Origin of the sequence: Geminicoccus sp. (assembly GCF_036263595.1) — a bacterium.
Lineage (GTDB): Bacteria > Pseudomonadota > Alphaproteobacteria > Geminicoccales > Geminicoccaceae > Geminicoccus.
Genome location: NZ_DATAGQ010000068.1, coordinates 39,808 through 60,053 on the forward strand (window position 1 = coordinate 39,808; position 20,246 = coordinate 60,053).

The 20,246-nt window shown below is 64.9% G+C and carries 18 protein-coding genes; 10 read left to right on the top strand and 8 right to left on the bottom strand.

Features of this window, described 5'->3' with window-relative positions:
• Positions 1-8: 8 nt before the first annotated feature.
• The 3 genes from VHL31_RS05700 to VHL31_RS05710 all read right to left on the bottom strand — a co-directional run bounded on the left by VHL31_RS05700 (position 9) and on the right by VHL31_RS05710 (position 3,520).
• Positions 9-1,262 carry a glycosyltransferase family 4 protein gene (locus tag VHL31_RS05700; RefSeq protein ID WP_414653645.1) on the bottom strand — a complete coding sequence of 418 codons (1,254 nt, stop codon included), beginning with the start codon at positions 1,260-1,262 and terminating at the stop codon, positions 9-11.
• 14 nt (positions 1,263-1,276) lie between these two features.
• Positions 1,277-2,491: a hypothetical protein gene (locus VHL31_RS05705; protein WP_329660242.1), complete on the bottom strand. Its 1,215-nt coding sequence runs from the start codon at positions 2,489-2,491 to the stop codon at positions 1,277-1,279.
• Positions 2,492-2,659: 168 nt separating this feature from the next.
• Positions 2,660-3,520: a fatty acid desaturase gene (locus tag VHL31_RS05710; RefSeq protein WP_329660243.1), complete on the bottom strand. Its 861-nt coding sequence runs from the start codon at positions 3,518-3,520 to the stop codon at positions 2,660-2,662.
• 266 nt (positions 3,521-3,786) lie between these two features.
• Here VHL31_RS05710 and VHL31_RS05715 point away from each other — a divergent pair, with 266 nt between their 5' ends.
• The 7 genes from VHL31_RS05715 to VHL31_RS05745 all read left to right on the top strand — a co-directional run bounded on the left by VHL31_RS05715 (position 3,787) and on the right by VHL31_RS05745 (position 11,330).
• Positions 3,787-5,478 carry an ABC transporter substrate-binding protein gene (locus VHL31_RS05715; RefSeq protein WP_329660244.1) on the top strand — a complete coding sequence of 564 codons (1,692 nt, stop codon included), beginning with the start codon at positions 3,787-3,789 and terminating at the stop codon, positions 5,476-5,478.
• A gap of 79 nt (positions 5,479-5,557) precedes the next feature.
• Complete coding sequence (locus VHL31_RS05720; RefSeq protein ID WP_329660245.1) at positions 5,558-6,499, top strand: ABC transporter permease; 942 nt, start codon at positions 5,558-5,560, stop codon at positions 6,497-6,499.
• The gene (locus VHL31_RS05725) at positions 6,499-7,377 is read left to right on the top strand and encodes an ABC transporter permease (protein WP_329660246.1); all 879 of its coding nucleotides are present in this window, start codon (positions 6,499-6,501) and stop codon (positions 7,375-7,377) included. The genes VHL31_RS05720 and VHL31_RS05725 overlap by 1 nt, the downstream gene beginning before the upstream one ends.
• 119 nt (positions 7,378-7,496) lie before the next feature.
• On the top strand, positions 7,497-7,820 hold the full coding sequence (locus VHL31_RS05730) for a hypothetical protein (RefSeq protein ID WP_329660247.1): 324 nt from the start codon (positions 7,497-7,499) through the stop codon (positions 7,818-7,820).
• A 1-nt stretch (position 7,821) separates the two neighbouring features.
• The gene (locus tag VHL31_RS05735; protein ID WP_329660248.1) at positions 7,822-8,004 is read left to right on the top strand and encodes a hypothetical protein; all 183 of its coding nucleotides are present in this window, start codon (positions 7,822-7,824) and stop codon (positions 8,002-8,004) included.
• A gap of 1 nt (position 8,005) precedes the next feature.
• Entirely contained in the window at positions 8,006-10,501 is a 2,496-nt protein-coding gene (locus VHL31_RS05740) for a glycosyl hydrolase family 28-related protein (RefSeq protein ID WP_329660249.1), read from the top strand.
• Positions 10,502-10,595: 94 nt separating this feature from the next.
• Positions 10,596-11,330, top strand: coding sequence for an alpha/beta hydrolase (locus tag VHL31_RS05745; protein WP_329660250.1), 735 nt, complete (start codon positions 10,596-10,598; stop codon positions 11,328-11,330).
• 10 nt (positions 11,331-11,340) lie between these two features.
• On the opposite strand, the gene VHL31_RS05750 is transcribed toward VHL31_RS05745, so the two are convergent.
• Together VHL31_RS05750 and VHL31_RS05755 are read right to left on the bottom strand one after the other, a co-directional pair.
• Complete coding sequence (locus VHL31_RS05750; protein WP_329660251.1) at positions 11,341-12,990, bottom strand: AMP-binding protein; 1,650 nt, start codon at positions 12,988-12,990, stop codon at positions 11,341-11,343.
• 39 nt (positions 12,991-13,029) lie between these two features.
• On the bottom strand, positions 13,030-14,247 hold the full coding sequence (locus VHL31_RS05755) for an O-antigen ligase family protein (RefSeq protein WP_329660252.1): 1,218 nt from the start codon (positions 14,245-14,247) through the stop codon (positions 13,030-13,032).
• A gap of 86 nt (positions 14,248-14,333) precedes the next feature.
• Here VHL31_RS05755 and VHL31_RS05760 point away from each other — a divergent pair, with 86 nt between their 5' ends.
• From VHL31_RS05760 to VHL31_RS05770, 3 genes are read left to right on the top strand one after another with little or no spacing between them, the layout of a single operon-like run.
• Complete coding sequence (locus VHL31_RS05760) at positions 14,334-15,032, top strand: nucleotidyltransferase domain-containing protein (protein WP_329660253.1); 699 nt, start codon at positions 14,334-14,336, stop codon at positions 15,030-15,032.
• Positions 15,029-15,499, top strand: coding sequence for a hypothetical protein (locus tag VHL31_RS05765; protein WP_329660254.1), 471 nt, complete (start codon positions 15,029-15,031; stop codon positions 15,497-15,499). Before VHL31_RS05760 ends, VHL31_RS05765 begins: the two co-directional genes overlap by 4 nt.
• Complete coding sequence (locus VHL31_RS05770; protein WP_329660255.1) at positions 15,499-16,017, top strand: glycosyltransferase; 519 nt, start codon at positions 15,499-15,501, stop codon at positions 16,015-16,017. Before VHL31_RS05765 ends, VHL31_RS05770 begins: the two co-directional genes overlap by 1 nt.
• On the opposite strand, the gene VHL31_RS05775 is transcribed toward VHL31_RS05770, so the two are convergent.
• The 3 genes from VHL31_RS05775 to VHL31_RS05785 all read right to left on the bottom strand — a co-directional run.
• Positions 16,014-17,864, bottom strand: coding sequence for an adenylate/guanylate cyclase domain-containing protein (locus VHL31_RS05775; RefSeq protein WP_329660256.1), 1,851 nt, complete (start codon positions 17,862-17,864; stop codon positions 16,014-16,016). The two genes, VHL31_RS05770 and VHL31_RS05775, sit on opposite strands and share 4 nt — an antisense overlap.
• Positions 17,861-19,303 carry a CRTAC1 family protein gene (locus VHL31_RS05780; RefSeq protein ID WP_329660257.1) on the bottom strand — a complete coding sequence of 481 codons (1,443 nt, stop codon included), beginning with the start codon at positions 19,301-19,303 and terminating at the stop codon, positions 17,861-17,863. Before VHL31_RS05780 ends, VHL31_RS05775 begins: the two co-directional genes overlap by 4 nt.
• A 193-nt stretch (positions 19,304-19,496) precedes the next feature.
• On the bottom strand, positions 19,497-20,246 hold a 750-nt coding region (locus tag VHL31_RS05785), incomplete at its 5' end, for a trimethylamine methyltransferase family protein (RefSeq protein WP_329660258.1).

Here is a 20,246-nt window from a genome sequence, read left to right on the forward strand (position 1 = left end):
ACGTTCCTTCATTGGAACGGATGAACGCTCTGGTTTCTACAGTTTGCGGCCAACTCGAGCAGCGCAGCGACACGATCGATACCACGATCTGCATCGAACGCGAGCAACACCTTTTCCCGAGCAGCTCGCCCGAAGACCTCGCGGCTAGCCGGATCACCGATCAGGACGGCCAGTGCTCCGGCCAAGCTGACGGCATCGTCGGGCGGCACCAGGCGTCCGGTTACGCCGTCGGCCACCAGTTCGTCCACAGAGGCGGCGGTGGTGGAGAGAACCGGAAGGCCCGCGGCCGCGGCCTCCACCACGACGTTGGGCAGGCCATCGCGGTCGCCATCCTCGGCCACCCTGACCGGAAGCACGAACAGGTCGGCACGCCGATAAGCGTCCCGAACTGCGTCCGCCGGCTGAGGGCCACGCCAGTCGATCCGGCGATCGAGCCCAAGTCGCTCCGCCTTCGTCCGCAGGTCTGGAAGGAGCGGCCCACCACCAATATGTTCAAGGCGCCAGTGCAGATCTGTTGGCAGTAGTTCCAGGCATTCCAGCAGCAGATGAAGACCCTTCTTCGGCACGGCGCGGGCCACCGCCAGGAGGCGGACCGGGTGAACAGGGTCCGAGCCGTTCAGTACGGAGCGCTTGACCGGAGCGGCGAAGCGGGCGGCATCGACGCCATGGTGAACCAGATGGACCCGACCGGGCGGTGACAGTTCCTGAAGGTGTCGGCTTCCGAGCAACGTGCAGGTCACGCAGAAGCGGGCCTCAGCCAATTTCTCGGCCTTCTCCCAGGACGGCGTCGTCCAGATGTCCTTAGCGTGCGCCGATACGCTGAAAGGAAGCTCGTGCATCAGGGCGGCATAGCGAGCCACCGAGGCCGGCGTGTGCAGGAAATGGGCGTAGATCATGTCCGTGTCGGCCTCAAGTTCGGCGGCCAGAACGCAGGCTTGGCCGAAACGGCGGATCCGGTTCTCGCTGGCGTCGCGGCGATAGTCAGCCAGATAGGTCCGCAGGGCCCTGGGATAGCCTCGCAGCTGGCTGGCTCTGCGTTGAGCTGTCGCGACGCGGGCCGGCTCATCCTCCAGGTACTCGGGGAGATAACGGATAGGCGCTCGCACCGCGCGATGGAGGTCGTGCACCGCCCGGTCGGTCGGATGGCGCAGCGAGATGATCCGAATGTTGAAACCTCTCCGCTCCAGGCCCAGCACCTCCTGGGCGACGAAGGTCTCGGACAGGCGTGGCCATCCCTTGAGGACGACAGCGATCTTAAGCAGGGGCAACCTCGGGTTCAGGCGCGCCGGCGGCTGGGCAGGCGATGGACCACGGCATCCCGCTCCAGCCAGGGGCGCATGAAGTCGGTGATTCGCCCGAGCCCATCCAGCATTCCCTCAGTGGCATCGGCCTTGGGAGCTGGCCAGCCCCCAATGGCATGGAGCCGAGCAGCCATCGTTCTGGGGTCCCGCACGCCATCATCGGGCAGCATGCCGAGCAGGCCCAGTTCCTCCGCCCGCTCGGCACGGATCGCCTGCTCCAGGCGCGGCGTCGTACGCGGTACGATCAGCGACGGCTTGCCGAAGGACAGGATCTCACAGAACGTATTGTACCCGCCCATGGCGACAATGCCGATCGCGCGGTCGAACAGCGGCTCGGTGCGGGCAGCGAAAGTCAGCATGGTCAGCTTGGGCAGACGCTGCGCGCGTTCCAGGAAGGCCGCTCGCGTGTCCCGATTCATGAATGGGCCCATCAGCACGACGGCCGGATTCGGCAGGCTGGGATCCGTCTCATACGCGCTGACGACCCAGTCGATCAATTCTTCACCGTCGCCTCCACCCCCGGTAGTCACCAGGATGTACGGCTCGTCCGGGATCTCGATCGTCGGCTCCAGGCCGACACTCTCGGACACGTGACGACGGAGGTATCCCGTGAATCGGGTCTTGCCGGTCAGCATCCGGGTGCCGGGAATCTGGGCAAGCGGGTTGCCCATCTCGGGCGTCCCATAGATCCAGATCTCGTCATAGAGCTGCTTGAGCGCCGGCACGACATTCTTGCGCCGCCATTCCTCTTCCAGGCTGGCCGGATCGTCCATCACGTCGCGCAAGCCGAGCACCAGGTGCGAGCCCCGGTCCTTCAGCATGCGCAAGGTGCACTCCACCTCGCCCCGCAGTCCCAGTGGCTCCTTGTCGACCAAGAACACGTGCGGATCGAAGATCTCGGCCGCATGCTCAATGATCGAGCGGCGCATTTCCAGAGTCTTGTCCAGGTCGATGTGAAGGCCGAGCGGTGTGTAGTCGCCGTTGCGCAGCTTGATGACGCCGGGAATACGGATGAAGTCGACCCGTGTTTTGAAGTCAAAGCTTCCGATGATCGGCGACCCCGACAGGATGAGTACGGACAGGTCCTTGATCTGCTCCACCAGATGGTGCGCGATCGTCCGACAGCGCCGCAGATGGCCCAGGCCGAAGCTGTCGTGACTATAGATCAGCAGTCGTGCGTTGTCGGTCATGAGGCGTAGGTCCAAGGTCGGCCCGTTGCGACCATGGCAGATTTCCCCGGCGGCGGATACCGGGGGACGTTCATCTGCCAGTCCGGCACGACCGCGGGCCATGACAGCAGACAGTGGTAGAAATGTGGCTGTCGCGCCGCGGCTGGCCGGCCCAGGCGTGATGACAGCCTACATGAAAGGATGCTTGGGCAGGTCGAAAGGCGTGAAGAGGAAACGGCGGAAGACCTCCCAGTAGCCACCGTCATAGACGTAGTGCCCGTTCTCCTGGCGCAGCAGGGCACGGTGCTCACGGTAGTAGCGCGGGATCGCGTACCAGGGCAGGTCGGGGCGCTTGTGGTGAACGTAGTGCAGGTTGTTGTTCAGAAACAGAAAGCTCATCACGGGACCGGCCTCGACCAGAGCCGTACGCTCCTCCGGCGTCTCATGGGCTACATGCTCGCAGTAGGATCGCACCATGCTGAGCGAGGTGCCGGGCAGCACGAACAGGAGGAAGTACTGCCAAAACGGGATGCCACAGACGGCGATCACCCAGAACAGGACCAGACCGGCCATCAATGGATGACACAGCCACGCTATGAGATGGCCGTGATCACCGGACCTGATCGCCTTCGCCTCGTGCAACAGGAACTGCGAAACGTTCAGGAACGGGCCGATGGTCAGCCGACCGAACAGCGTGTGGTTGAAGATCAGCACGGAGCGCCACCATGGAGCCAGCGTCGCCCATTGCTCGGCCGGAACGTAGAAGCTCTCCGGATCCCGATACGGGTCGGTCAGATGGTGGAGCTTACGGTGGTGCGCCAGGTGCAGAGAGCGGTAGACCGGATAAGGCAGCCAGAGCGTCAGGGGCGGATAAACGAACAGGTGATTTGCCCAGCGCCTGGTCGCCATCAGTTCGTGGAGCGCCTCGTGCTGCAACGAACTATAGAGCGCCACGGTGAACGCGCCGACCGGGAGGATGATCCACCATGGAAGACTCTCGTAGAACCATGTGAGGGCCAGCCAGGAACACCAGACACCGGTCAGGCTCACCCAGGAAACCCAACCCTCAGAGACAATCAACTCGGACTTAATCAACCTTGACGTAGAACTTTTCCGCAGGGTGCTCGCCATAGAGGAACCTTTTTCCGAGAGCATGCCTGTTCTACCGACTTCCGTGTCGCTGTCAAAGAGACAGCTGTGGCTCAAAGCGCGCAGAGTCGGCGCGTTGACACGCTCCCTGGAACCGATACGGTTCGCAGGGGAAGAGTCGGGTCGTCGATCCGAAATAGTGCAACTGAACGCATACGGGGGATCTCATGGCGGATCGCGAGAGCAGCATTCATCCGTACATCCCGAAGCTGGTCGATCAGTACGAGCGTCGCCGGGTGGATCGCCGCGAGTTCCTGAGAACGTCGACCCTGCTGGGCCTGTCGGCCGCGACCGCCTATGGCATTGTCGGCAGGATCGACGGGTCTCGGTTCGTGCCGCAGGCGCGAGCCCAGGAGACCCCCAAGAAGGGAGGCATCCTCCGGATCTCGATCCGCGTGCCGGACCTGTCGACACCCCCGACCTTCTCCTGGGTGTACGACAGCATCTCCGTCCGGCAGTGCAACGACTACCTGACCCGCACCGGCGTGGACAACATTACGGTGCCTTGGCTCCTGGAGAAGTGGCAGGCGTCGGAGGACCTGAAGACCTGGACCTTGAGCCTGCGCAAGGACATCAAGTGGTCGAACGGTCAGCCGCTGGTCGCCGATCACGTGATCTGGAACCTGAACCACTGGCTCGACCCGAACACCGGGTCGTCCGTGCTCGGGCTGTTCAAGGGCTTCCTGGTTGAGGACCGGGACACGGGCACCACGGATGCCGACGGCAACCCTGTCATGGCCACAGGCTTCTGGGACGCGAACGCCATCGAGAAGAAGGACGACTTCACGATCGTCCTGAACGGCAAGTCCCCGCAGATGGCCGTGCCGGAGAATCTGTTCCACTATCCGGCTGCCATCCTCTGGCCGGAGGACAACGGCAAGTGGGGCGTGGGCTCCCCAGGTACCGGCGCATTTGATCCGGAAGTGATCGAGGTCGGCAAGCGCGTGGTGTTCAAGCCTCGGGCTGACTACTGGGGTGACGGCCCGTATCTGGACGAACTCCATTTCATCGACCATGGCGACGATCCCTCGGCGCAGGTCGCTGCCCTGGCATCCCGGCAGGCCGACGGCATGTACGAGGCGTCGGTGACCCAGTACGAGGTGCTAAAGCAGATGCCGCACCTGGAACTCTACCAGGGCGTATCGGCACAGACCGCGGTTGCGCGCGTGCATCCAAACAAGCCGTTCGACGATGCGCGCGTCCGCAAGGCGCTTCGTCTGGCCGTTGATACCGAGAAGCTCCTGCAGCTGGCCCATCTCAACATCGGCGCTCCGGGCGAACATCATCACGTCGCACCGGTGCATCCGGAATATGCCGATATCGGCTTGATGAAGCAGGACATCGAGGGAGCGAAGAAGCTCCTGGCGGATGCCGGCTATCCCGACGGCATCGAGGCCGAGATTTCCTGCAAGCAGGACCCGGCCTGGGAGCTGATCGCCGTGCAGGCGATGACCGAGATGTGGAAGCAGGCCGGCATCAACGTGAAAATCAACGTGATGCCGTCCGCTGCCTACTGGGACAATTGGACGAAGGTGCCGTTCGGGTTCACCGCCTGGACCCATCGGCCGCTGGGCGTGATGGTGCTTGGGCTGGCCTACCGGTCCGGCGTGCCGTGGAACGAGTCGCACTGGTCCAACCCAAAGTTCGATGAACTCCTTTCAAAGGCCGAAGGTATCCTCGACGTCGAAGACCGGCGCCAGGCCATGGTACCAATCGAGGAGCTGATGAACGAGGAAGGTCCGGCGGTGATCCCGCTCTGGCGCGGCATGTTCACCTTCTGGGACAAGAAGGTGGGCGGCTTCCAGCAGCATCCGACCAGCTACATCTTTGCCGAGCAACTCTGGGTGAAGGAGGCCTGAGCCTCCCTGCCGGGACGGTGGTGCCGCCACCGTCCCGCGCTCCTTCCGCCAGTCCCAGTCCACTCGAAAATGGCCGACGATGATGAGCTTCGTCCTGCGCCGGCTCGGTCAGATGGCGTTCACGGTCATCGTCGCGTCGTTCCTGATCTTCGCCGTGTCCGAGTGGACGCCCGGCAGTGCTGCCCGGAAGATGCTGGGACCCTACGCCCTGCCAGAGCAGGTAGAATCGCTCAGCCGTGAGCTTGGCCTCGATCGGCCGGTGCTGGTTCGCTACGTCGAATGGGCGGGCAATGTGCTTCAGGGCGATCTCGGCTACTCGACGCTCTACAAGCAGCCCGTGGCCCCCGTCTTCGCTGATCGCCTCAAGAACACTGCCATGCTAGCGGCGATCGCCTTCGCGATCATCGTACCGGTGTCAATCCTGTTCGGCATCATGGCCGGTATGCGAGAAGGATCACTGTTTGACCGGGGCATTTCGGTGGCGGCGATCCTGTGCACCTCGCTTCCCGAGTTCGCCCTGGGCGCCTTCCTGTCATCGATCTTCGTGATCTGGCTGGGCATCCTGCCAGGAACCTCCACCCTGCAGGATAGCGGTGGCTGGAGCGTCGCCAGCCAGCTCGTCCTCCCGGTCGCCGTCATGGTGCTCTATGACGCCGGCTACGTGATCCGCATGGTCCGCGCCTCGATGATCGAGGTGATGCTGGCACCCTATATCCGCACCGCGATCCTCAAGGGCATGAGCTTTAGACAGGTCATCACCAGGCATGCCCTGCGCAACGCGCTGATCGCGCCGTTCACGGTGATTCTCCTGCAGATCAACTACCTGATCACGGGGGTGGTCGTGGTGGAGGCGGTGTTCGCCTATCCCGGTTTCGGTCGCATGATGCTTGATGCAGCACTGAACAAGGACGTGGCCCTGATCGAGGCAGGTGCCCTCGTGGCGGTCGGCATCGCGGTCACTACCCAGGTCGCCGGCGATATCGGCTACATGCTCCTCAACCCACGCATCAGGATCGCGTGATGGCGAGCCTTCCCGAAGAACTCGACACGCGAGCGCCCGCCGACCAGCCGGGCCTCCTCACGACGCTGCTGTCGATCCGCCATTCCTGGGTGGCGACGCTAGGCTTCTGCCTCGTGCTATTCTGGGTCGTCATCGCCCTGATCGCACCCTATGCGGCTCCCTACGATCCGAATGCGCAAGACTTCCTGGCGCTCGCCAACCCACGGCCGAGCAGTACCCATCTCCTTGGCACCGACATGCTCGGCCGGGACATGCTGTCCAGGGTGATGTGGGGTGCGCGAACCGTGCTGACGGTGGCGCCGATCGCGGTGGTCGTAGCCTACCTGATCGGGGCGGTGATGGGCCTCCTAGCCGGCTACTATGGCGGCTGGACCGACGCGGTGATCTCGCGGATCTCCGACATCGTGCTGAGCTTCCCGGTCATCATCCTGTACCTGATCATCATCGCGAACTTTGGCGCCTCGGCCCTGAACATCATCATCGCCGTCACTTTCACAGCAGCGCCTCAGATCATGCGGATCGTCCGCGGCCTGACGCTCGACATCAAGAACCGCGAGTATGTCACCGCAGCACAGATTCGCGGTGAGTCGGCCGTCTACATCATGGCGGTCGAGATTCTGCCGAACGCGCGCGGACCGCTGATCGTCGATGCCTGCCTGCGGATGGGCTACACTACGATTGCCATTGGCGTCTTAGGCTTCCTCGGCCTTGGCCTGCCGCCGCCAGACCCTGACTGGGGCGGCATGGTGAAGGACTCTGTCGGGCTCATGTCCATCTACCCGCATATGTCGCTGATCCCGGCGGCGGCGATCTCCTCGCTGGTGATCGGCTTCAACCTCTTGGCCGATGGCATCCGGGAACTGGCACTACGGGACTGATCGCAAAAGGAATATTATCTTAGATCCATTGCGGATCAATCATTATAGGACTATGATCCAGGACATCTGCATGGGCTTGTCAGCAAGCTTGTGCGAACCAAGATCGAGGTCCTACTGCCATGGCGACGCTCCTGCCGCTCGACGACAACAGCCATCCGATCGGCATCCTCGCATTCCGCCCGAACGGGACCCAAAAGCTGGCAGTCGGCACGACTTCGGTCCGCAGCACGGCGCTGCCGCAGAACGTACGGGTGGTCACCCTGTTCGCGACCGGTCCATGCCGGTTCGAGGTGGGTGGGGCCTCCGTCGTCGCCAGCGCTGCCGACAGTCCGTTCATCGCGGCCGGCTATTATCTGGACCTGCCGCTCGACAAGGATGAGCGGCACGTCGCCTTCATCGCCGAGAGCGGCTCCTGTTCCGCCTATGTGATCGGCAGGACCTGACATGGCGTTGCGCCTTGGACTCTCGGCCCGGCTGAGACTCCAGGCGCCGGCGCCGCCGATCGACACGCCGCCGTCGCCTCCTCCCCCGCCGCCACCTCCGCCGCCACTCAACCTGCTCGTCACCACCGAGGGTGACGTAGTGGTGACCGAGACCGGCGACTTCCTCGTTTGGGAGACCCAGTGACATGGCCAGCCGCCAGATCCACGAACTGCCCTCGACCACGAGCCTGTCCGGCACCGACCGCATTGTCGTCTCGACCGCGTCGGGCAACCTCACGCGTGCCGCCACGATCGACGACCTGCCGTTTCGTTCCAACAGAGCCGGTGCCGTGCCACGCACCCTCGCAGCCAAGCTACAGGAACACGTATCGGTCAGGGATTTTGGCGCGGTAGGCGACGGTGTCGCGGACGACAGCGCCGCATTCCAGGCTGCGGTGGACAGTGCGCTGTTTGTTTACGTGCCGCACGGTCGCTATCGCTTGGCCTCCCGGATCAAGGTGAAGCCGAACCGGACGATCACGGGTGCCGGTCGAGAATGCACGACGATCCTAGCGGAGGCGGCCCTCGCCTTCGAGTTCTTCCGCAACCGGGGAGCGTATCAGATCGACATCGGCGCCACGACCGACTGGAATCGGTCATCGATCGCCGCCATGACGATCCAGATGAGCTCTGGCGGCATCCTGGTGCATGGCCATGAGTTCCGCGCCGAAGACCTGCAGTTCCGCCAGGGCGCGCCCGGCTCCTGGTGCGTCCAGTTGCACGCATCGAACGAATGCTACCTCCACAAGCTTTCGGGCGGCTACGGCGGTGGCGCCCATGGCCTCGCCGCGTCCGCGATCCGCTGGTACGCGGGCTGGGCGGTGACGGACCCGGACGACCCGGCGTTTGCGTCGGACCTGTCGGAAGACGACACGGCCGCCCTGCGCCAGGCCGAGAACACCGTGAACTATGGTGACGGCACGCTGGCGGAGATCGCCTTTAAGGGCAACGCCGTGGGCTGGACAGGGCTGAAGCTGGAGCATCTCTCGCCGAGCACGAGTTCAGGCGTCATCAACAACCTCCACGTCAACCGCTGCCAGTTCCAGGCACCCGGCTCCTCCTCGGAAGAGGCAGCAAGTACCAGCGTCGCCGCGGGCTCGGTCTGGGCGAAGACCGGCTCGATCGGGCTCCACCTCCACAAGGTGTTGCGCTGCACCTTCACCGTCTGCGACATGGAAGGTACGGATACCGCGATCAAGGCGTCCGGCAATGTCAGCGGGCTGGGTGGTGGCGCCACCAAGTTCAACACCTTCATTGGCTGCCAGTCCTTCAACGCGCGCAGCCCGTGGCTCGATTCCAATGCCGAGGTGGAAGGGTCGGTCGGCCGGAACGGCTTTTACGGCGGTCAGTTGACCGGTCCCTTGCAGCCGCGCGGCGACAGCGCCGACGACAGCACGATCAGGGCGGGTCAAGCCGACTTCTTCTTTCCGATGGCGGCGTGGTTCTCGAACATCAACCGGGGCGAGCCTCGCATCAACATCCGTGTCCCGGACGCGGCCACGGGCTTTTCCGACAACCAACTCCTGATCACCTCTCCCGGCACCGACCCCGCCCGGCTGGACGGCTCGGCCCTGGACGACGCTCATCCCAAGCAGCGCCACCCTTCCCGGGGCGTGCGGATCTATACGGGCGGCGTCGACGATGCTGTGATCGGTCGGCCAATCGGCCAGACAATCAAGCAGAACGCACGGCTGGAACTTGGCAACGGCCCGAACACCAGCGACACCATGGGGATCAACGGTCCGCTCAAGGCTGTGGTGGTGCGCGACCCGCTATACCTTACCCCCTGGACGGCCGAGCCCGTCGCACCCTACGACAACAGTGTGTTCTTCGCGTCCACCCGCTCCGCCCTGCCCAACACGGTCGATTGGCGGGGTGCCGGCTGGTACATGAGCTTCGACGACCGGGTCGACGGCGGTACCACTGCCAAAGCCTGGCTGCCCGTGGCGACCCGGCCGGGAATCATGCGGCTGCGAGAGGTCAACGCGTCCGCCACCATCGGGCGCAGCGACTTCGGCTCGATGATCCTCGGCAATCACGCCACCACCACCATCGATCTTGCCATCCCCAGCAATCTGCTGCGCGAGGACGAAGTGGGGGTGAACCTTTGGCAGCCGGTCCCACCCGCAGCGGCGGCGAACTCTGTCCAGATGCGCGCTGCCGCTCACTTTTGGGTCGAGCGTATCGGCGATGCTCGGGTGCGATTCGTGGCCGGCAGCGGCACGACGCTGGTGGCACAGGATGGTGGCGCCGAGGTGCCGATGAAGGGCGGCCTGTCGCTCGTAGTGCTGAAACGGACCGGGATCGGCGCACTCACAGCATACATTGCTCATTTTGGCGCCCGTCTGCCGGGCGCCAGCTACGCCAATCCACAGCGCACCACGGCCTTCGTCATCGCAGCAAGTGACTTCAACAGCTTCATCCAGGTCAACGCCACAGGAACCATCGACGTCACCGTGCCGACCGGATTGTTGGCCGCAGGTACCAAGGCGGCCAGGCTGACGCTGGCGCAGGAGGGGGCAGGCGGGATCAACCTCGTGGCCGGTGCCGGTATGACCGCCAAGGGCGAGACATCGATCGCCGCACAAGGGTCAGTTCGCACGCTCTGGATCACCGAGCGTAACGAGTTCTGTCTGCAATAACCGGCGCTGGATGTTCCAGGAGGTCCAGAAGCGACCTAGAACCAACCACCTGCCCCGGGGCAGGCGGTTGGTTCTAGGCATGCGGGGTGGATCGATGTCGGAGGCGGAGCAGGATGCAGGTCCAGCAATCGTCTGGCTCCACGGAGCGGGAATGGACCGCATGGTCTGGGCAATCGCATCCCGCGATCCGGCTCTCGCCTTCGCTCGCACCTTCCATCCGAAGCTGGACGGCGCCGCCTCGATCGAGGCCTATGCCCGGAAGGTGACCGAGCAGCTTACGGCAGCAGGCATAGAACGGGCTGCGTTCGTCGGTCATTCGATGGGCGCGCTCATCGCCCTCACGATCGTTCAGCAACGACTGCTGGCTACAACGGCACTCGTGCTGACCGGCGCTGCGGCGCGCATGCCGGTCAATCCAGCCCTGCTGGAACAGGCGGAGAACGACCTGCCACGGGCAGCGAGGATGATCGCGGGATTTGCCATCGCACCCAGTCAACGGCGCGCGGCCCCGGCGACGCCCGCCGTCAGCCTGGCCGGGGCTGCCGTGGCCCTGCTGGAGCGGTCGCCGCCGGGCAGGCTGGCGAGCGACCTCAGAGCCTGTGACGACTTCGCGTTCGAGATCCAGCCTGCCCTTGCACCCACGCTGGTGGTTACGGGCTCTGCCGACCGGATGACCTCGCCGCGCAAAGGCCGGGAGCTTGCGGGACTGCTCGGGGCGGGATTGGTAGAGATCGCAGATGCCGGCCACATGATGATGCTGGAGCGGCCACAGGATTTTGCGGACGCAGTGGTCCCGTTCCTGCGCTCCATCATACTGACGAAGACGTGAGGCTGCGAGATTAGCCGAATGATGCGGCCCGCTCGCGAAGTTCGGTCTTCTGCACCTTGCCCGTGGACGTCTTCGGCAGCGGTCCGAACACGAAGCGTCGCGGCAGCTTGTAGCTGGCCAAGTTCTGCTTGAGCCAAAGAGTGAGTTCGGCCGGCGTAGGCTCGGTTGCATCGGGCTTGAGTGTTAGAAAGGCGCAAGGCACCTCGCCCCAATGCGAATCCGGGCAGGCGACGACGGCGGCTTCCAGTACTGCCGGATGACGGTAGAGAACCTCTTCGACCTCCAGCGAGCTAATGTTCTCGCCACCGGAGATGATGATGTCCTTCGCACGGTCCTTGACCTCGACGTAGCCGTCCGGATGGACCACGGCGAGATCGCCTGTATGGTACCAGTCACCGGCGAAGGCGGCTGCCGTGGCCTTCGGGTTCTTCAGATAGCCTGCCATCACCGTGTGGCCTCGCAGCATGATCTCGCCCATCGTGGCACTGTCATGCGGGACGGGGCGCATGGTCACCGGGTCTGCGACCTGCATCTCGGGCATCGACGGCGTGCGGACACCCTGGCGAGCGATCTTGGCGGCCCGGTCCTGCACCGGCAGGCTGGCCCAGTCCGCCTGCGGCACGCCGTAGGTCGCTGGTCCGTAGACCTCGGTGAGGCCGTAGGCGTGATGAACCTCGAAGCCCTTCGCTTCCATGGCCTCGATAATGGCCGACGGCGGTGCGGCACCACCTGTCAGAACGCGTACGGGGCGACCGAGCTTTTCCGAAGCACCGTTGGCGAGCATGTTCAGGACGATCGGGGCACCGCACAGGTGGGTGACCTTTTCAGCCACGATCTGGGGGAAGATCCTGGCTGGCTCCACCTTGCGCAGACACACATGGGTGCCGCCCACCGCGGTTACCGCCCAGGTGAATGTCCAACCGTTGCAATGGAACATGGGCAGCGTCCAGAGATAGACGCTGTCTGACCGCACTCCGAAGAGCAGCGCGTTGCTGAGCGCATTCAGGTAAGCGCCACGGTGGTGGTAGACGACGCCCTTCGGATTGCCGGTGGTACCGGAGGTGTAGCACAGGGAGATCGGTTGCCACTCGTCGGCTGGCAGGATGGGTGACGCATCCGGGTCGCCCTGGTCCAGCAGTTCCTCATAGGTCAGGTGGCCCAGCGGGTCGCCCGGTGGCTCAGGCCCGTCCTCCTCCGCATCGACCGCATCCACGACCAGGACATGTCGGCCGAGCTTGGCCAACGCGGGCCGGACCACCGGCGCGAACGCATTGTCGGTGATCAGCACCTTGCTCTCGGCATGGTCGAGAATGAACGCCACCGTGGCCGCATCCAGGCGATAGTTGATCGCGTTCAGTACAGCACCGGCCATCGGGACACCAAAATGGGCCTCCAACATGGCGGGCACGTTCGGCAGCAGCACCGAGACAGTCTCGCCGGGCCGCACACCGACACGGCGGAGGGCGGAAGCGAGACGGCGGCAGCGGGCACGGATCTGCCTCCAGGTCAAGCGCCTCTCGCCGTACACGCAGCCGACCCGATCTCCGAACACATCGGCCGCCCAGTCGAGAAACGACAAGGGGCTGAGCGACTGATGATTCGCACGTACCCTTTCGAGATCGCGTGCATAGATCGAGGGCGCGTCCTGAACGCTCACCATGACCTGCCTCCCCATCGGCCATTGCTGGCAGCCATGATCCTAGACGGCAGTCGGCTGCGGTGTCAGGCCGCTTGATGCAGCAGTTTGCCGGTTCGTTGACGACCGCCAAAGGACACAAACCACAAGCACCCCAAAGGTTGCGTGATAGACGCTGTTCAGCCAGTTCTGGAACATGCTCTGAGTGATGGCGTCCGCTGCAACGACCACTGCCAATCCCCGGATGGCCTTGTCCGGGTGATCACGACACAGGCGCAGCGCACGGGCAGTTATGGTGCCCAGGAGCACGAGGAGGAAGGCCAGCCCGAACGGGCCGGCTTCCACCCAGAGCCGGATCATCTCGTTGTGAGGCCAGTCAAGAATCGCCTCTCCATCCAGGGCAGGCTTGCCGTCACCTAGCGCCTCCCGCACTGCCCCCAGGCCGAGACCGAGCGGGTGATCGAGGGCACTCGTCAGCCAATGGTCGATCGCAACCGCGCGGCCCGTGGACCATTCCGTCTGGCCGTCACTCCACAGGCGCCGCCAGAGCGAGACGTCGATCGTGGCAGAATAGACTGTCAGGAAGACAACTGCGACCACGCTCCCCGCGACCATGCGCCGCCACCACCAGCTGCGGTCCGGAGCGACACCCAGAAGCAGGCAGCCCGCCAAAATCAGGGTGAGGAACGGCGTGCGTGTCGCCGCAGCGATCAACATGACCAGGGCGCACCCACCGGCTAGCAACCGCATCAAGCGGCCCGGCGCCGAAGCCTCCTGGAATGTTACCACGGACAGGACAAGCTGCATCGAGCAGAAGGCGGTATGGGTGACGAGTGACCCGGAGGCGTCGATCCGCACGATCCCGCCGGCCCCCCTGGCCAGTTCATCAAGGTTGCTCGTCATGACGTTCAGGGCGGTCACCGACACGTAGGAGGAGAGCACCCACCAGTGCCACGTGGGCAGGTCGAGATGCCGCAGCAAGGCAGCGATCGGTCCGGCCGCGAACAGGACCGCCACTGGTAGCAGGAGCTTGTAGTCGATGGGATCGACGGTCCCTCGCAGGTCGAGCAAGGCAATCGCACCGACGAGCAGGGCCAGGAGCATGGCGATGCCTGCGTCCGCCTCTTCCGGCACTGGGCAGCACGCAAGAGCGAGGCTGATCAGGCCGCCAGTGACCAACACGAAGGCCGGCATGCGGAGGCCGACCAAACCAAGGCGTTCTGCCTGATCCGAGCTTAGCGTGGCCAGCACGACCAGGAGGATCAGGAGGAGGCGCGCCACGGCGCGTATGAGAGGAACTGCTTCGGCCATGACGACGCCACTATGAGCGGGCTGGACAGAATTTCAACTTATGGTAGATCAATGGCATGGACCACTCAATCATCTCTCGGCCTAAGCACAAGCACTTCCCGCTGCGACCAGCCTTCGCCAAGCTCGACCGCCTGCTGCAGAGCTGCCTTGCGATCCTCCTGATCAACTGGGTGTTCCAGGGCATGCGAGGGATGCAGGGCAAGGAGTTGAGCTTCCGGCTGCTGTTCGGCCTTGTGGTCGCGGGCATCGCCGGATCGATCTGCTGGTCTGCTGGTGCAGGGCCCTTGCTGTCGCCTTGCATGGGCTTGCTCGTCGGCCACAGCGCCAACTTCCTGGTCAATGGCCAATTCTGGGTCTGCGCCCGTTACTGTCCCAGCTACCGGGGAAATGCGGACGCGGTGGCCTTGGCGACTACGGGTTTGGCAGGACGTCTGGCACGACTGGCATGGCTGTCCGAAGCGGCGTTCATCGGTTCACGCGCCCGCGGCGGTGCACCGTCCGACAGATCGGACATCGACCTGCGCCTGATCTTTCCGCCTGGGCCTGCAGCATGGCGGCGAATGAACCTGCTCGTGCTGCAGCTGCGCGCCTGGGCACTCTGGAAGCATGTGCCGCTCGACCTCTACGCCTATGATCGGCCCGATGCGCTCCGCCGCTTCGACCAGAGTGAGCCGCTGCTCATCGTGAAGGATGACGATGGCCGCCTCCGAGACATGTTCCCAATGCGCTGCGTGCCATTCGGACGGTCGCCGTGACGACCCCAAGGTTCGTGGAGCGGCGCAAGACCTGCTGGGTGTACTCGCCGGGAGGACACCTCACCGAACTGGAGCGGGCTACCCAAGGTATCCACTTCGAGGATCTCTACCACGTCACCTTCCCATCTGGTCGCATGACCGAGCTGCCGGGCCGCCGCGTGCATCATGTCTGCCACCCGCGCCGGGCCGTCGTCAGGACGCTGTGGAACGCGGTGCAGTCCGCCTTCATCCTGCTGCGTGAGCGGCCACGCCTGATCATCTCGACTGGCGCAGACGTTGCCGTGCCGACGCTTGTGCTGGGGCGACTGGTCGGCGCGCGCATCTTGTTCATCGAGACCGGCGGAACGCTGCAACCGTCCTTGGCGGGCCGCCTCGCCTATCCCTTCAGCCACCTGTTCGTCGTGCCCTGGCCGGAAAAGCTGCGCGCCTTCCCGAAGGCGGTCCTGGCCGATGGGCCGCTGCTCTGATGCTGGTGGCAGCCGTCGGAACATTCGTCGCAGGATTTGACCAGCTCGTGGCCGCTGCCGATCATGCTTGTGCGAAGCTCGGCCTCGATGGCTTCGCCCAGATCGGCCAGTCATCGATCACGCCGACGACCATGCGCTGGGAACGCTTCTTGCCGCAGGAACGGCTGATAGCCACTTTCCAGCAGGCACGCGTGGTGGTCTGCCATGCCGGAATGGGCATCGTCGGGGAAGCGCTCCGGGCGAACGTCCCGATCGTGCTGTTTCCGCGCCAGGGGCCTACGCGGCGAGGGCATCCAGCCAATGACCAGACTGAGTTCGCCTGCCGGATTGCCGAGCGGCATGGATTGCTCGTCTGCAGTGACGGTGATGCACTGCCTGACCTAGTGACAGGCCTGCTGCGCGAGCCGGCCAAGCGGAACTACCGCCTGGGCTCGGACATCCCAGCCATCCTCGGCACGTGGCTGTCCACCCATGGCGGCACCTCCCCGAACCACCGCAGCCGTACCGGTACCGTTTAGGCAGCTGCCTGGTCCGATGGACTATTGCCACGCCACCGGTCGGGCAGCAGCCGGAACACGTGTTCGTCCTGAAAGCGGCCACGGACCGCCTGCTCGCCGAGATCTTCGACCTGCCCTTCGCTATGTGCCGCCGCCACCGTCGATTGGGTGAGCAGGACGACGATCTCGTCGGGCCGGGCGTGGTCGTGGCCCAGTTCCACCAGCCGCGATGCAACGTTCACGGCATCACCGATGATCGTGTAGTTCAAACGTTCGGGACCGCCGATATCACCGACCAGGACGACGCCCGTGTGGATGCCGATGCGCAGGCCCAAACCATGGATTCGACGCATCGGATCGTCCGCAAAGGCACGTTCCATCGCTGCCGCGGCACGCACGGCCCGGGCCGCATGATCCGGTTGCCTGCCGGGTGCTCCCCAGAATGCCATCACAGCGTCGCCCAGGTACTTGTCGACCGTGCCACCCTCGGCGTCGATGCACGCCGTCATGCGGGAGAAGTGATCGTTGAGGAGCCGGGCAGTCTCCTCGGCCGTCCGATGTTCGGCCATGCTCGAGAACCCAGACAGGTCCGTGAACAGCACCGTGAGCTCGCGCTGCTCCGAGGCGGGTCCCGCCGTCCGGCCAGCGGCGAGCAGCCGGCGGACCAACTGGCGCGGCACATAGGTCGCGAACGCAGCCATGGCGTGCAGCATGTTCGTGAACGTCTGCGCCAGGTCGTCCAGCTCACGCACGCGTGACCGCTCTGCTTGCCGGGCAGGATCGAGTTCGAGCCGCGCCACCGCGGCCGCGATCTGCGCCAGGTTGCGGATGGCGGCCGTGAGACGCCTGGCGAGCAGCGCCGCCATCACGGCTGCCGCGGCCACGATCGACAGGCCGACCACTGCGATCATCTGGTACCAGCTGGTGGCCGGCCCTACCGCGTCCAGGTCGACATAGGCGCCCACCCATAGCTGCTCCGGCGCAAAGCCCACCAGATTGCGGCGGAGATAGAGGATGCTGCTTCCCTCGACCTCGCGGGTGGTCAGCCGCGTCGTCCCGACGCTGTCCTTGAAGAACTGCTCCCTGGGGTCGTTCCCGAGCAGGGCGCGCATAGCCGGATCCGGCATCTCGGCGAGGTCAGGCAGGTTGGAAGCGCCGGCACCATCGAAGCTCGGATGAGCCAGGACGCGGCTTTCGCCATAGAGGATGAAGGCGGAGCGGATCGGCGGCAGGGCCAACTCGCGCATGAAGCGGGACAGCCGATCCGAACGCATGCTGACCACGACCAGACCCGTCGGTTTCGAATCGACCGCGCGCCGGACCGGGACCCGATAATTCAGGAAAGTGTAATCCGGCCGTGAAGGGTCGGTGAACGGCGCTTCCCAACTTGCATTGCCGGAGGCCAGGATCCGGTGGACATCGGCTTGCGCCTGAGGAGTGTCCGAGTAGTCACCGATGGAGACGACAGCACGACCGCTCGGCAGGCGGATGGCCTGGATCGCCGTGAGGTCCGGCCGGACGTAGAGTGCGCCGGCGACCTGCGGAGCCGCAGCCAGGGATGCCACCAGCAGGTCGGCTATCCGTTCGGCCTGCATCTCGGCCGCCGGCTCGCTCTCGATCAGGTCGGCGACATAGTTACTCTGCTCGCTGGCTGCCAGCAGGTGATCCCGCGTGCGCTCGGCCAGCGAGTTCACGACAATATGGGTCGCCTGGCGCAACGTCTCGGTCGACGCTTCGCGTGCGTTCACCAGTCCGAACAGGACGAGGATCACCGTCACGACCGATACGAAGGCTACCGAGCCTCCAACCAGCAGCGGTCCCAGACCGAGGCTGAACCGCGGCCGGCGATGGTTCACTTGCGTGCTCACGCGCCGCTTGTGGCCAATCGGCGCGTCCACGCATAGAGGTCAGCGGCGTTTGCGCCCGACCGACGATCGCAGCCTTGCCGATGTTGGACTGCATGGGTCCGATCGATGGCCGGGTCCTTCAGCGAAATTTCCGTTCCATCGGGCCAGCGGATCGTGACCCGCTCGACCCGGATAGCTGTGCCAAGGCCGAAATGGGCTACGGGCTCACCCTGGGACAGATAGCCGGAGCCGCTGTCGATCATCCGCACCTGCCGGCGACCCTGCGCCTCGATGATGACCCGGGCTCCACGCGCGGGTGCCCCGGCAGCGGTGAGCGGCGCGATGCGCAGCCAGTGATAGCCGGCATCCTCCGCCAGCTTGAACCAGCCAAGCCGCCCAGCCTCGCCTTCGCCGTAGCTGGTGAAAAGCTCCAACCTGCCGTCGCCGTCCAGATCGGCCGCCAGGCAGGCCAGCCCCGGTGCGGAGGGCTCCAGGGCGCCGCCCGGATCGATCGAGCGCCAGCCGCCCTCGCGCCACGCGAACAGTCGGTTCGGTTCACCGTGATGATGGGTGAAGATCTCCTGGTAGCCGTCATTGTCGAAATCGGCCACGACGACGCCGCGCGCATTGGAGGGCTCGGCGAACAGGGCGGGAGCGATGTCCCGCCAGATGCCGTCCTCGCCCCAGACCATCATGCGGTGCGGACCAGTGGTGCCCATGAGCAGCAGATCGAGCCGGCCGTTGCCATCCAGGTCGACCGGCATGGCCGCACGGGCGCCCGGATCGTCACTGAAACCGGCCTCGCTCGCAACGTCCGCATAGGTCGCTTCGCCGTGACGGCGGAAGAACAGATCAGGCCCCACGCCGCTTGCGACGAACAGGCCGATATCCTCCCCCGCCAGGGTACCGATCGCGAAGCCGTTGGCGCCCACCACTTCGTCCAGGTGAACGGCAGGCGCGGCATCGAGGAGGCATCCGCTCGCGGGATCCATCTCGAACAGCCGGATCGGACCGCCGAACGCCGCGACGATGAAGCCGTACTTTCCGCCCCCCTTGCGGTCGAACGCGGCGACGCTGCGTGCGGCAATCCGGTTGAGAAACGGATCGAGCTGCCGGTCGTCGAAGCGGTTGATCCAGCCCGACCCACGTCGCATCAGGAGACGGTCCTGCCCACGCTTGGGGCCGCACGCGACCTCCGAGTTCTGCAGGTAGATCTCCTCGCTGCCGTCGCGGTCCATGTCGGCGCCAGCGACCGACAGCGTCGCGGATCCGGCATCGGCCAGCACGGGATCGGCCTCGTCCACCAGCACGTCGCCGCGCAGCCGATAGAGGCGGTTCGGTCCCTGCATGCCGGCGACCAGGAGAGCCGGGACGCCGCTCTGGTCGGGATGGACGACCGCCAGCCCGCCTTGTACCTCGTGAACGGAAGGGTGGCAGAACCACCGGCAGTCGACGAACATGATACCACCCCGCCCGCTGGGGTTTCTCTACCTATAGTAGAATAACCCAGGGTCAGGAAGATGGTTTCTGGAAGCAGATGAGGAACCAGGCCGGTGCGGTCAGGCGCGGACGCGCCAGTGGGATCGCCTCGTCGCTCTGGAGCGGACGAGCGACGGCCTTTGGCTCCGGCACGCCAGTCGGAGGGCGAACTAGCTAGCCGAGAGCCCCACCCTCAAGCCGGCGGCGTTCCACGAATGCCTGCAACTCCTCGGCAATGGCCGGATCGAGTGGAGGCGGCTCGAACGACGCCAGCAGTTCGCCGACCAGTTTCTCGCAGCGATCGTAGGCGGTGGGTTCGCCTGCCTCGGCCCACTGCTTGCTGTTGCGCCAGTCCGAGACCAGCGGCGGATAGAACGCGGTCTCGTAGCGGGCCAGGGTGTGGGGGCTGCCGAAGAAATGGCCGCCCGGTCCGACCTCGCGAACGGCGTCGAGCCCGATCGTGTCGTCGTCGACGACCAGCGGGATGAGCGTCTCTGCCATCATCTGCAGGAGCTCGGCATCGAGCACCATCTTCTCGAAGCTGGCGAGCAGCCCGCCCTCCATCCAACCCGCCGCATGCATCACGATGTTGGCGTGACCCATCACCGCCGCCTGCAGGGACATCATCGACTCGTAGGCTGCCTGCGCGTCCAGCGTGTTGGCGGCATTGGCGTTCGACGAACGGTAGGGAAGGCCGTAGCGGCGGGCGAGTTGGCCGCCCGCCAGGGTCGCCTTGACATATTCGGGCGTTCCAAAGGCCGGTGCGCCCGACTTCATGTCGACGTTGCTGGTAAAGCCGCCATACACGCAAGGCGCGCCGGGATTCACCATCTGCGCGAAGGCGATGCCGGCCAGCGCTTCGGCGTTCTGCAGGGTCAGCGCACCGGCGACGCTGGCAGGCGCCATGGCGCCTGCCAGCGTCGC